The organism is Flavobacterium sp., assembly GCF_013823965.1.
GTDB lineage: Bacteria > Bacteroidota > Bacteroidia > Flavobacteriales > Flavobacteriaceae > Flavobacterium.
This window is the reverse complement of sequence record NZ_PNNA01000057.1, coordinates 1-12,954: the sequence shown is the minus strand read 5'-3', so window position 1 is coordinate 12,954 and position 12,954 is coordinate 1. Positions and strand designations below refer to the sequence as shown.

The 12,954-nt window shown below is 38.0% G+C and carries 10 protein-coding genes; 4 read left to right on the top strand and 6 right to left on the bottom strand.

What is annotated here, in order from left to right; genetic code table 11:
* The first annotated feature begins 150 nt into the window (after positions 1-150).
* Positions 151-816 (top strand): L,D-transpeptidase family protein, encoded by a 666-nt coding sequence (locus C0430_RS06640; RefSeq protein ID WP_290867046.1) that lies wholly within the window; start codon positions 151-153, stop codon positions 814-816.
* A gap of 76 nt (positions 817-892) precedes the next feature.
* On the opposite strand, the gene C0430_RS06635 is transcribed toward C0430_RS06640, so the two are convergent.
* Positions 893-1,933: a cysteine synthase family protein gene (locus tag C0430_RS06635; protein ID WP_290867043.1), complete on the bottom strand. Its 1,041-nt coding sequence runs from the start codon at positions 1,931-1,933 to the stop codon at positions 893-895.
* A gap of 71 nt (positions 1,934-2,004) precedes the next feature.
* Positions 2,005-4,065, bottom strand: coding sequence for a S9 family peptidase (locus C0430_RS06630; RefSeq protein WP_290867041.1), 2,061 nt, complete (start codon positions 4,063-4,065; stop codon positions 2,005-2,007).
* Positions 4,066-4,209: 144 nt separating this feature from the next.
* Here C0430_RS06630 and C0430_RS06625 point away from each other — a divergent pair, with 144 nt between their 5' ends.
* A complete protein-coding gene (locus C0430_RS06625; protein WP_290867038.1) occupies positions 4,210-4,530 on the top strand; it encodes a YbaB/EbfC family nucleoid-associated protein in 321 nt (106 codons plus the stop codon).
* Positions 4,531-4,578: 48 nt separating this feature from the next.
* On the opposite strand, the gene C0430_RS06620 is transcribed toward C0430_RS06625, so the two are convergent.
* The gene (locus C0430_RS06620) at positions 4,579-5,604 is read right to left on the bottom strand and encodes a GntG family PLP-dependent aldolase (RefSeq protein WP_290867035.1); all 1,026 of its coding nucleotides are present in this window, start codon (positions 5,602-5,604) and stop codon (positions 4,579-4,581) included.
* 91 nt (positions 5,605-5,695) lie between these two features.
* On the opposite strand from C0430_RS06620, the gene prfB reads away from it, so the two are divergent.
* Together prfB and glgP are read left to right on the top strand one after the other, a co-directional pair.
* Positions 5,696-6,794, top strand: a protein-coding gene (gene prfB, locus C0430_RS06615) for a peptide chain release factor 2 (RefSeq protein ID WP_290867032.1) whose coding sequence is annotated in 2 segments (ribosomal slippage) — positions 5,696-5,758 and positions 5,760-6,794 — 1,098 coding nt in all. Because the reading frame shifts where the segments join, the coding sequence is not laid out codon by codon here.
* Positions 6,795-7,027: 233 nt separating this feature from the next.
* A complete protein-coding gene (glgP, locus tag C0430_RS06610) occupies positions 7,028-8,692 on the top strand; it encodes an alpha-glucan family phosphorylase (RefSeq protein WP_290867028.1) in 1,665 nt (554 codons plus the stop codon).
* 130 nt (positions 8,693-8,822) lie between these two features.
* On the opposite strand, the gene C0430_RS06605 is transcribed toward glgP, so the two are convergent.
* The 3 genes from C0430_RS06605 to gcvT all read right to left on the bottom strand — a co-directional run bounded on the left by C0430_RS06605 (position 8,823) and on the right by gcvT (position 12,891).
* The gene (locus tag C0430_RS06605) at positions 8,823-9,533 is read right to left on the bottom strand and encodes a YebC/PmpR family DNA-binding transcriptional regulator (protein WP_290867025.1); all 711 of its coding nucleotides are present in this window, start codon (positions 9,531-9,533) and stop codon (positions 8,823-8,825) included.
* 112 nt (positions 9,534-9,645) lie between these two features.
* Positions 9,646-11,685: a carboxy terminal-processing peptidase gene (locus C0430_RS06600; RefSeq protein ID WP_290867022.1), complete on the bottom strand. Its 2,040-nt coding sequence runs from the start codon at positions 11,683-11,685 to the stop codon at positions 9,646-9,648.
* 123 nt (positions 11,686-11,808) lie between these two features.
* Positions 11,809-12,891 carry a glycine cleavage system aminomethyltransferase GcvT gene (gene gcvT, locus C0430_RS06595; protein ID WP_290867019.1) on the bottom strand — a complete coding sequence of 361 codons (1,083 nt, stop codon included), beginning with the start codon at positions 12,889-12,891 and terminating at the stop codon, positions 11,809-11,811.
* Between the last annotated feature and the right edge of the window lie 63 nt (positions 12,892-12,954).

Here is a 12,954-nt window from a genome sequence, read left to right as displayed (position 1 = left end):
CACTAAAATCGAGTGAAAAGCAATGTATTAATCTTATGATTAATTGGTTATATTTGAAGACGAAAAGTAATTTAAATTCAGCAAATACTAACTCAAAGTAATATGAAACTTTCAAATAAACTTTTAATCTTGACAATAATATTGTTTTCGATGACTAACACAAAGGCGCAAACGGACAAAAGTGCAATTGAAAATGTATTGTCAATTGCCGAAAAAAATAAAGTGCAATTAGAGAATGTTGGGCAATTACTTGTTGTGTATAACGAAAAACCGGAAAGTTTTACGGCTGTTTTTGTGGCTTTGGAAAAAAAAGACAATAAATGGGTTGTAAAACAAAGTCCAATAGAAGCGGCAATTGGTAAAAATGGTTTTGCTTTGCCACAAATGAAAGTTGAAGGTGACGGGAAATCTCCAACGGGAATTTTTAAAATTGGAAAATTATTTTCTTACGAAAAACAAACCAACACATTATTGGACAACCAGCAAACCACTAAGAATGACAAATGGATTGATGATGTTAATTCAGCTGATTACAACAAGCACGTGAGCGGTTTTACAAATGCAAAATCGTATGAAAATCTATTATTGGATACGGACGTTTATAAATATTGCACGGTGATAGAATACAATACAAAACCAGTCGTAAAAGGGAAAGGAAGTGCCATCTTTTTTCATTTGGCTTTAAAATCTGATTCTTTTACCGCGGGCTGTGTCGCCATTAAAGAAGACTACATGAAGTTGATGGTGAACTGGCTCGATCCAAAACAAAACCCAACCATAATTATGGGGAATTTGGAAGTTTTGAAAGCCATGTAGATCCAGATCAATAAAAAAAAACTCCATTCGATAAGTCTGAATGGAGTTTTTTTTATGTAAAATTTAGATTTAAAATTTATTTTATAAATTCAATTTTTTGGGCTTCTTCTTCGTTAATGCTGTCAAAGAAACCTTGATCGTTCATCCAGTCATCGCTGAATACTTTGCTCATGTATCGGGAACCGTGATCAGGAAAAATGGCAATTACATTACTGTTTTTGTCAAATTCGCCTTCTTCGGAATATTGTCTAATGGCTTGAAGCACAGCGCCGGAAGTGTAACCAACGAACAAACCTTCTTTTCTGGCTAATTCTCTTGTTGCGTGGGCACTTTCTTCATCGGTAACCTTCATAAATTGATCGATTACGTCAAAATCCGTGGCCGATGGAATCAAGTTTTTTCCTAAACCTTCAATTCGATATGGATAAATTTCTTTATTGTCAAATTCTTTAGTCTCGTGGTATTTTTTTAAAACGGAACCAAAAGCATCCACACCTAAAATTCTAATGTTTGGATTTTGCTCTTTCAAGTATTTTGCGGTTCCTGAAATGGTTCCACCTGTTCCGCTACAAGCGATAAGATGGGTTATTTTTCCGTTTGTTTGTTCCCAAATTTCTGGTCCTGTAGATTTATAATGGGCATCAACATTGAGTTGATTGAAGTACTGATTGATATAAACGGAACCCTTGGTTTCTTCGTGCAAACGTTTGGCAACACTGTAGTAAGATCGTTCATCGTCTGCAGAAACATGTGCTGGACAAACATACACTTTGGCTCCTAAACTGCGAAGCATGTCGATTTTGTCCTTGGATGATTTTGAAGTAACTGCCAAAATACAGTTGTAGCCCTTAATGATACTTACCATTGCCAAGCTAAAACCGGTATTTCCTGAGGTCGTTTCTATGATGGTGTCGCCAGGAGAAAGGATTCCTTTTCTTTCGGCTTCTTCTAATATGAATAAAGCAATTCTGTCTTTGGTGGAATGACCGGGATTAAAGGCTTCTATTTTAGCGTAAAAATTTCCATCTAATTCTTCGGTAACTTTATTTAGTTTAACAAGTGGAGTATTACCTATTAATTCTAAAATATTATTATAAGCGTTAATTTCTTCTTTCATAAAAAAATAGTTAATCAAGGACACTTTTAAATTTAACCAAAATCCCTGCAAATTTAACAAAAATATTCTAATTACTTTTCAATTTTTTCTAAATCTAATAAAAAACTGTACTCTTTGGCCAATTCCTTGATGGCTTCAAATCTTCCCGATGCCCCTCCGTGACCCGCTGCCATATTTGTATCTAAAAACAACACGGAATTATCTGTTTTTAAATGTCTTAATTTAGCAACCCATTTAGCTGGTTCCCAATACTGTACCTGTGAATCGTGTAGCCCCGTCGAAACATACATGTTGGGATAACTTTGTTTTTTTACATTATCATAAGGCGAATAAGATCGCATGTAATTGTAATATTTTTTAACGTTTGGGTTGCCCCATTCGTCGTATTCTCCAGTTGTAAGCGGAATGCTTTCGTCTAACATGGTCGTCATTACATCCACAAATGGAACTTGTGCAATGATTCCGTGGTATAATTCCGGTGCCAAATTTACGATCACCCCCATCAACAATCCTCCTGCCGAACCGCCTTCGGCATACAAATGCTCCGCTGATGTGTATTTTTGTTCGATTACGTGCTTGGAACAATCAATAAAATCGGTAAAGGTGTTTTTCTTTTTCAACAATTTTCCGTCTTCATACCATTGTCTTCCCAAATCTTCTCCTCCGCGAATGTGCGCTATGGCAAACATAAATCCTCGGTCGAGCAATGTCAATCGGGTGGAGGAGAAGGTGGCGTCCATCGAATGTCCGTAGGAGCCGTAGGCATAAAGCAACAACGGGTTTTTACCGTTTTTATTTAGTCCTTTTCTGTAAACCATCGAAATGGGAATCTTGGTTCCATCTTTTGCTGTGGCCCAAATTCTTTCCTCGGTGTAATTATTTTTGTCGAATTTTCCGCCCAGAACTTGTTGTTCTTTCTTGATTTCCTTGGTTTTTGTTTTCATGTTGAAATCAATCACCGATGAAGGAGTCGTCATCGATTGGTATGAATAACGCAAAATATCGGTGTCAAAATCCACGTTGGTAGAAGTGTAAGCCGTGTAAGTTTCGCTGTCAAAAGGCAAATAATATTCCCCAGTTCCACTCCAAGGCATAATCCGGATTTTATTCAAGCCATTGGTTCGCTCTTCAATAACTAGGAAATCCTTGAAAATCTCGATGTCTTCCAACAAAACGTCTTCGCGATGTGGAACAACTTCCGTCCAATTTTCTTTTGAAGTGGCTGTTTCCAAGGTTTTCATCAACTTGAAATTCGTGGCTTTGTCCGCATTAGTCATAATGTAAAAACTGTCGCCGTAATGATTGATGCTGTATTCCAATCCTCGAATTCGTTTCTGAAAAACTCTAAATTTCCCATCAGGATTGTCGGCTTCCAATATTCGATATTCAGTGGTCAAAGTACTCCCGGATTCTATGGCCAAATATTTTCTGGACTTGGATTTGGCCACTTCAACATTATAGGTTTCGTTTTTTTCGAAATAAACCAAAACATCGTCGGTTTGTTTTGTCCCTAATTTATGTTTGAAAATCTTGTCGGAACGCAAGGTCACTTCGTCTTGACTGGAATAAAAAACAGTCTGATTATCATTGGCCCAAACGGCATTTCCGGAAACTTTTTCGATTTTATCTGATAAAATGCCGCCAGTTTCCAAGTTTTTCACTTGAATGTTGTAAATTCTTCTTCCAACAACATCGATACTGAAAATGGCCAACTTATTGTCTGGGCTAATGCTCAAACCTCCCAATTGAAAATAAGAATGTCCCTTCGCCATTTTATTGCAATCGAACATAATTTCCTCTTTGGCCGAAAGACTTCCCTTTTTTCTGGAATAAATAGGATAATTTTTCCCGGTTTCGAATCGGGTAATGTAGTAATACCCATTGTATAAATATGGAACCGACTCGTCATCTTCCTTGATTCTGGCCTTCATTTCTTCAAACAATTCCTTCTGAAAAGCCTTCGTGTGGGCAGTCATTTTTTTGTAATAGGCATTCTCTTTGTTCAGGTAGTCAATGACTTCCGGATTTTTCCGGTCATTCAGCCAAAAGTAATTGTCTATTCTCTCATCGCCGAATTTTTCCATTTTTTTTGGAATTATTTTAGCGACAGGTGGCTGTATTATTTTGGGCATATTGTAAGCTTTCAAATTTGTATTGTAGTTTACAAAAATAACACAAAGTGACCTTAGAATGAATCTATTTTTAGTTAAAAAAATAAATTGAATATCACCTGGCAAAAGCGTAATTTTGCAGTCTAAAATTTAAAAATTAGCACAATGGATTTAATGGGAATGATGGGTAAATTGAAAGAAACCCAACGAAAAATGGAAGAAACGAAACTACGTTTGGATTCGGTTTTAATAGATGAGCAAAGCAATGACGGCGCATTGAAAGTCACTTTCACGGCAAACGGAAAATTAAAATCCATCTCCATCGACGATTCTTTATTGGAAGATAAAGAACAATTGGAAGATTATTTGATTGTAACGCTAAACAAAGCTATCGAAAAAGCCGCAAAAGTAAACCAAGCCGAATTAGACGCTGTTGCCAAAGTGGATATGCCGATGATTCCGGGAATGGATGAAATGTTTAAATAAAAATATCAGGTTCCAAGTTTTACCTTTCTGGCAACTTGAAACCTGTAACTACAAAACCAATTTCTCCAAGGTTTCCAAAACATACGTATGCATCACTTCTCGGTAATCTAAATGGGTTACAATGCGCAGTTTTCCGTGTCCCATCGAACTTATGGATATTCCTTTTTGTTTTAATTTCTCCATTAAAACTGCTTCATTTATAGTGGGTTGAACCGAGAAAATCAAGATATTCGTTTCTATTGGTTCTACTTTTGCCACCCAGTTTCTTTTTTCTAAAACAGCTCCCAATTCCCTGGTACGTCTGTGGTCGTCTGCCAATCTTTCGATATGGTTGTCCAATGCATAAATTCCCGCTGCCGCTAAATAGCCCACTTGACGCATTCCCCCGCCAAGAATTTTTCGGATTCGCAAAGCACGGTGAATACTAGCTTTATCAGACAATAAAACCGACCCAATTGGTGCGCCTAAACCTTTGGACAAGCAAACGGAAATGCTGTGAAACACTTTTCCGTAGTCTTTTGGATTGTCATTTGTGGCCACCAAAGCATTCCAAATTCTGGCGCCGTCCAAATGAAATTTTAAATCATTGGCATCACAAACCTTTCTTATTTTTCTAAATTCTTCAAAATCATAACAAGCTCCGCCACCTTTGTTGGTCGTGTTTTCAACACATACCAAACTCGTGAGCGGACTGTGATAAAATTCTGGATCGTTGATGGAGCCGGCCACTTGTTCAGCAGTAATCATTCCGCGGTTTCCGTTCAATAAACAGCAGGAAACCCCACTGTTAAAAGACGCTCCACCACCTTCATAATTATAAACGTGCGCCCATTTGTCGGCAATTAATTGCTCGCCAGGTTGTGTGTGCATTTTAATGGCCGTTTGATTGGCCATCGTTCCCGAAGGAAAAAAGAGTGCGGCTTCCATCCCGAACATTTCGGCGACTTTACTTTCTAATTCGATTACGGTTGGATCTTGTTTGTAGACATCATCCCCAACTTCTGCTTTAAACATTGCTCGCAACATTTCTTGAGTAGGTTTGGTAACGGTATCACTTACTAAATTAATTTCCATATTTATTTTTATATTTGGGATAAAGGGCAATTTGAAAATTGTCCCTTGGTAAAATTTTTCTATTTTTGTGGCCACAAAATTACTATAATTTATGACAACTACCGAACAAATAAAAGGTATTGTAGAGCGCCTTGGTGCGTTGAGGAGGTATCTTTGACGTTGATGCCAAACTAATCGAAATTACCAACGAAGAAGAAAAAACATTGGCTCCAGATTTTTGGAACAATCCAAAAGAAGCCGAAATCTATGTAAAAAACCTTCGTTCCAAGAAAAAATGGATTGAAGATTACAACAAAGCTGTCGAATTGACCGACGAGTTGCAACTGGCTTACGAATTCCACAAAGAAGGGGAACTTTCCGTTGAGGAATTAGACGAGCAATATGCCACAACCCAAAACCACATTGAAGCCATCGAATTCAAGAACATGCTTTCGGATGAAGGGGACAGTTTGAGCGCAGTTTTGCAAATCACGGCCGGAGCCGGCGGAACGGAAAGTTGTGACTGGGCTTCAATGCTGATGCGAATGTACATGATGTGGGCCGAAAAATCGGGATACAAAATACGCGAACTGAATTATCAGGAAGGCGATGTGGCAGGAATAAAAACAGTGACACTCGAGATTGAAGGCGACTTTGCTTTTGGTTATCTCAAAGGGGAAAACGGCGTGCATCGATTGGTGCGCATTTCTCCTTTTGACAGCAATGCCAAGCGACATACGTCTTTTGCCTCGGTGTACGTTTATCCGTTGGTTGATGATACGATAGAAATCGAAATCAATCCTGCCGATATCGAAATCACGACAGCTCGTTCCAGCGGTGCCGGTGGCCAAAACGTGAACAAGGTGGAAACAAAGGTTCAGTTAGTTCACAAACCTTCTGGAATCCAGATTCAATGTTCGGAAACGCGTTCGCAACACGACAACAGACAACGAGCGATGCAAATGTTGAAATCGCAATTGTATGAAATTGAGTTGAAAAAGCAACAAGAACAACGCTCCGATATTGAAGCCGGGAAAATGAAAATTGAATGGGGTTCGCAAATTCGAAATTACGTGATGCAACCTTATAAATTAGTCAAAGACGTTCGCACCGGTTATGAAACCAGTAATGTGGATGGCGTGATGAATGGCGATATCGACGAGTTCCTAAAATCATTTTTGATGATGATGGGACAAAAAGAAGAGGAATAAATTTTCCGATTCGATCTTGCAATAGCAACTTTTAATGAAGACATAAATTAAACCTTACAGGATTTTAAAACTTGTAAGGTTTGTTTTTTTTTAAGCCGAATTTACTATAACGTGATAGTTGAATTTATTGAAAAATTCTCCCTTTTTTTGGATAGATTTTCCCTTTTTTATTGTCTTTCATTTATATAAATAACTTAAGTTTGTTCTATAGACAATTCAAAAAACAATTTAAAATGAGCAAGATACTTCCTGAAAAATATAAACATCCCTACGATTTTAACCCAAAATACAAAAAATCCGCCGTCTACTTTTCAATGGAATTTGCCATAGACCAATCCTTGAAAATATATTCTGGAGGTTTGGGATTTTTGGCGGGTTCCCACATGAGAAGCGCGTATGATTTGAAGCAAAATGTTGTAGGAATTGGGATATTGTGGAAAAAAGGATATTACGACCAATACAAACAAGAAGACCTTTCGATGGGCGTACTTTTTCAAGAAAAAATTTATCATTTCCTCGAAGAAACCAATATTAAGTTTACCATAAAAATCAACAACCACGATGTTTGGGTAACCGCTTATTATTTGAATCCAAAGACTTTTGGAACCGTTCCAATGTTTTTTCTTTCGACTGATTTGCCGGAAAACGATTATTTGGCAAAATCAACCACTTTCCGTTTGTATGATTCCGACCCAATTGCCAAAATTGCGCAAACCATGGTTTTAGGTCTTGGAGGCGCCAAATTATTGGACGCTTTGGATTATGAACCCGATGTTTACCACCTGAACGAAGCGCACGCCGTTTCTTGTGTTTTTCATTTATACAACAAATTCAAAAGCGTGGAAGCCATCAGGGAAAAAATGGTTTTCACAACGCATACACCCGAAGAAGCCGGAAACGAAAAACACAATATTTACCTCTTGGAATCATTGAGTTTCTTTGATGGAGTTCCATTGGACAAAGTGCGTGAAATTACCGGAATTTGGGACGATACTTTCAATCACACTTTGGTTGGACTTCGATTGAGTCATATTGCCAATGGCGTTTCAAAACTACACGGAGAAGTTTCTCGAGATATGTGGAAAGATTATCCCGGAATTTGCCCGATTATTCATGTTACCAATGCTCAAAACAAGAAATATTGGGCTGATGCTTGGTTAGACGAAGCCTTTAAAAATAAGGACAGGGAAGCATTAATCAAAAGAAAAACGAGATTAAAAGCAAAACTTTTTGACGTTGTGGCTGACCAAACCGGAAAATTGTTTGATCCCAATGTTTTGACCATCGTTTGGGCAAGACGATTTGCCGATTACAAACGTCCGGATTTAATTACCCGTGATTACGATCGTTTTATCAAGTTGCTGGCCAATACCGAAAAACCGGTTCAAATCATATTTGCAGGAAAACCGTATCCAATGGATTATGGCGCAATTCATAACTTTGACAATCTGACCAACATCAGCAAAAACATCAAAAATATGGCCGTTCTTACGGGACACGAATTGAAATTGTCACGCCAGTTAAAAGAAGGCGCCGATGTTTGGTTGAACAATCCAAGAGTTACCAGAGAAGCTTCGGGAACATCAGGGATGACGGCAGCAATGAACGGAGCGGTCAACTTTTCGACAAATGATGGTTGGGTTCGGGAATTCAAAGATTTGAACAAAACCCAGAATTCTTTTGTGTTGCCCATCGTCGATCATAACCTGACCACGCATCAACAAGACGAAATGGATTTGGATAATCTACTTGAAATGCTTGAAAACGAAGTGCTTCCTTTGTATTATGACAGTCCAAAAAAATGGTGGAATTTGGTAGAAACCAGCATGAAACAAGTCGTTCCGTATTTTGATTCCGCAAGAATGGTTGATGAATATTACAAGAAGTTGTACAAATAAATTACAATTAAAAAAGCTCATTTACATTGGTAAATGAGCTTTTTTTTATCGCTGTTATTTTTAGTAATTTGTCAATTTTGGCTAAGTAGCAATCAAATAATCAAATCTATTTTTTGCCAAATTTTAAAAGCTACTCTTCCATGGTGTGATACACGTTCATCACGTCATCATCTTCCTCTATTTTTTCTATTAGTTTTTCCACGTCGGCCATTTCAGCTTCAGTTAGTTTTTTCGTGATTTGCGGAATACGTTCAAAACCGGAAGAAAGGATTTCAATTTTTCTGTTTTCCAATTCTTTTTGGATGGTTCCAAAACTGCCAAAAGGAGCATAAATCAAGATGCCGTCTTCGTCTTCAAAAACTTCTTCGGCACCAAAATCGATTAATTCCAGTTCTAATTCTTCAGGATCAATTCCATTGGCAGGAATTCTGAAATTGCAAGTGTGGTCAAACATAAATTCCACAGAACCTTGCGTTCCCATTGTTCCGTTGCATTTGTTGAAATAACTGCGAATATTGGCAACAGTTCTATTGTTGTTGTCCGTGGCGGTTTCAACCAAGATTGCGATTCCATGAGGAGCGTAACCTTCGAACAAAACCTCTTTATAGTTGGCGGTATCTTTATCGGTTGCTTTTTTGATGGCGCGTTCCACATTTTCTTTAGGCATGTTTACTGCCTTTGAATTCTGGATTACGGCTCTCAATCTGGAGTTGGCGTCAGGATTTGGTCCACCTTCCTTAACGGCCATTACAATATCTTTTCCAATTCTGGTAAATGCTTTGGCCATTGCTGACCAACGTTTCATTTTTCTACCTTTTCTGAACTCAAACGCTCTTCCCATTTCTAATTATTATTTTGAATTGCAAAAATACAGTTATTAGTTATTTTAACAAATTTTTTATCAATCAATTGGTACATTGATTTTATGCTTTCTCCAATTTTGTGTCGAATGTTTATTTTTTTAAATTATTGAAGTCGTTCAGTATGGCAACGGCTTCTTCTATGTAAGGATTTGTTTTCAGGCCGTTCATTTTGGAAGTGTTGACTTCTTGCTGGAAAGTGTCAAATTGCAATTTTTTTAAATCGTAGGTGTTGTTCGAAATGGTGCAGTTGGTTTCCGTTGCCGCAATTTTTTTGACTTTTTTAAAAAGGGAATCAATTTCGTGAACATCGTTGAACACATCCTTAAAAGCAAGTGGCAGCGGTTTTTTTGGATTATTGTAAAGTGCATTGATTTCGCGGTTTGTCAATAGAATCTCATTGAACAAAACATTGTTTTTCGATCTGGAATTACTGAGCGCTATTAATGCGGGATAATAATCTTTTTGAAAAGGGGTAAACCTTGCTTTGGTATTAATTCTGTCATAAGGCAATGCCGTTTTATAACTTATTTCCCTGGGAACAATGCTGTCGTATAAAACAGGAAGTGCAATATCCGGAATGATTCCTTTTATCTGGTTGCTGTCGCCGGTGATTCTGTAGAATTTTTCGAGTGTCAGTTTTACAAAATCCTGCTGGCTCCCGTCTAAAGGAACAATGGATTGCATCGAAGCTTTGCCCAATGATTTGCTTCCAACGATGATTGCTCTATTGTAATCTTGCATCGCGCCAGCAAAAAACTCGCTTGCCGAAGCGGAATTGCCATTGATTAAAATAACAATTGGGCCAAAATATAAGCTGCCACGATTGTAATCTTTTAGAATTGCGTGTTTTTTCTTGTTGTTGACCATAACTGAAACAGGACCAAAATCGATGAACATTCCAGCTAATTTAAGGGCTTCTTCCATTGAACCGCCACCGTTATCTTGAAGGTCGATTACTAATCCTTTGATGTTGTCTTGGGACAGTTTTACAATTTCTTTGGCAACATCATCGGCACAACCTTGATCGCTGTAACCGTCAAAATCTGCGTAAAAATTGGGGATATTGATGTAGCCAATTTTGGTTTCCTTTTCGGCAATGAAACTGTAGACGGAGTTTGTCGTGGCTTTCATTACTTGTTTTTGGAGCAGAATAGCCAGAATATTTCCGTTTTTTTTCTGGATGGTCAATTCAATTTCCTTGTTGGAATCAGAAAAAATTAATTCTCCAATTTTGTCCAGCGAAGAGCAAGAAACCAAATATTCGTCTCCTTTTTTATTGGAAACTTTTAAAATTACGTCATCTTTTTCAAACTTTTTGGTCCGGTCTGCCGGTCCGCCGGGAACAATTTCAGAAACGATGATTTCTTCCTTTTCATTTAGCGTCACGTTGAGCCCCAACGATAAGCCACTTGTGGACAAACCGGACATAAAACTGGTTTTGGCGTCCAATGAAAAGTAGTTGGTGTGTGGGTCAAAATAGCTGCAAAAAATATTCAGGAAATCGTTTTGAAGATCGTATCCCAATCCTTTTTGGCTGTTCAAAACACTGTTTAATTTGCATAAATAGGTTTCGAATATTTTGGCTTTCGAAATTTTTTCCAGTTTTGTAAAATGAGGTGACAGCGAATCCAGATTGGAACCCAGTTTTGAAACATCTTCCAGGATGTCATAGCGAATTCTTTTTTTCCAAACCTTTTCAATATCTTTCTCCAACAGGTCAAAAGGAAAATTTTTCTTTGAAAATTTAACCGTGTCCTTGGCATTGTAATCCAGTACTTCGTTTTGTATTTTCTCGAGTGTTTTTTTCTTTCTTTCCAATGCCATTTGATAAATGGAAACAAAATCGTTCATAAACGAACAATCGTTCTGCAAAATGTAATTGTCGAGTTGAAGCCTGTGTTTGCAGAGGTTTTCGTATTCTATTTTGGTCAATAAATAGCGATTGTCGTCCAAAATATCGATAAAAGTATCAAACACAAAAACCGATAAACTGTCATCTACGGGTTTTGGATGGTAATGTTCGGTTTGAACCAAAGCATTTATTTTCGAAAGTATTTCACAAGTCTTGTCGCTATTCTGGCCAAATAAGGAACATGTTGTCAAGAGCAGTATCAGTGAAATTTTCTTCATTTGTGCAGTTTATCAAGTGCAATTTAAAATAAAATTACCGCAAATTCACAAATTATTTACATCTATTTGATCTATTTAATTTGCGAATTTGCGGTTTGCTTTTTTTCTGTACAAAAGCTATTCTTATTTCTTGTAAAAAGGCAATTTTACTACCTTGGCCGGAACGTCATTTTTTCGGATTCGGATGAAAATTTCGCTGCCAATTGCACTGTTTTCGGTAGTTACATAACCCAATCCGATTCCAACATTCATCGATGGCGACATCGTTCCCGAAGTCACTATTCCAATAACGTTGCCTGAAGCATCCACAATTTCGTAATCGTGTCTTGGCACGGCGCGTTCTTGCATTTCGAAACCAACCAATTTCTTGGTAACTCCAGCTTCTTTTTGTTTTTTCAAGTTCTCGGAATTGGTGAATTCCTTGGTGAATTTTGTAATCCAACCCAAACCGGCTTCCAGAGGAGAAGTGGTGTCGTTGATGTCGTTTCCGTACAAACAGAATCCCATTTCTAGACGCAAGGTATCACGAGCGGCAAGTCCAATTGGCTTGATTCCGAAGGCTGCTCCAGCTTCAAAAACTTTGTTCCAGACATGTTCCACTTCGTCATTTTTGCAATAAATTTCGAAACCTCCCGATCCGGTATAACCCGTTGCCGAGATAATCACGTTCTCGATTCCGGCGAAATCTCCCACTTCAAAATGATAGTATGGAATGGCGGCCAAATCCAATGAAGACAAGGCTTGCATAGCTTCAACGGCTTTTGGACCTTGAATGGCCAATAGAGAATAATCATCCGACAGGTTTTTCATTTCCACGCCCAAATCGTTGTGGTTTGAAATCCAATCCCAGTCTTTGTCTATGTTCGAAGCATTTACAACCAATAAATACTGTTCGTCTTTCATTTTGTAAACAATCAAATCATCCACAATTCCGCCTTCATTGTTGGGTAAACAGGAATATTGTGCTCTTCCGATGGTTAATGTTGAAGCATCGTTTGAAGTCACTTTTTGAATCAAGGCCAAGGCATTTGGTCCCGTCAACAAGAATTCGCCCATGTGGGAGACGTCAAAAACACCCACGCTGTTGCGAACCACATCGTGTTCAGCATTCACGCCTTCGTATAAAATAGGCATATTGTATCCGGCAAACGGGAGCATTTTGGCTCCCAAACTCTCGTGTATGTGCGTTAGCGCAGTATTTTTCATTTGTAGATTTAGATAAAATTTGAAGAGGCTAATTTATTGATTTTATTCCAAGTGGCAAAGGGG

Coding starts and splice junctions, on each gene's coding strand:
- C0430_RS06635 (WP_290867043.1), bottom strand. CDS start 1,933: ATGAAAGAAGAAATTAACGCTTATAATAATATTTTAGAATTAATAGGT.
- glgP (WP_290867028.1), top strand. CDS start 7,028: ATGAGCAAGATACTTCCTGAAAAATATAAACATCCCTACGATTTTAAC.
- C0430_RS06630 (WP_290867041.1), bottom strand. CDS start 4,065: ATGCCCAAAATAATACAGCCACCTGTCGCTAAAATAATTCCAAAAAAA.
- C0430_RS06620 (WP_290867035.1), bottom strand. CDS start 5,604: ATGGAAATTAATTTAGTAAGTGATACCGTTACCAAACCTACTCAAGAA.
- gcvT (WP_290867019.1), bottom strand. CDS start 12,891: ATGAAAAATACTGCGCTAACGCACATACACGAGAGTTTGGGAGCCAAA.
- C0430_RS06600 (WP_290867022.1), bottom strand. CDS start 11,685: ATGAAGAAAATTTCACTGATACTGCTCTTGACAACATGTTCCTTATTT.
- C0430_RS06640 (WP_290867046.1), top strand. CDS start 151: ATGACTAACACAAAGGCGCAAACGGACAAAAGTGCAATTGAAAATGTA.
- C0430_RS06605 (WP_290867025.1), bottom strand. CDS start 9,533: ATGGGAAGAGCGTTTGAGTTCAGAAAAGGTAGAAAAATGAAACGTTGG.
- C0430_RS06625 (WP_290867038.1), top strand. CDS start 4,210: ATGGATTTAATGGGAATGATGGGTAAATTGAAAGAAACCCAACGAAAA.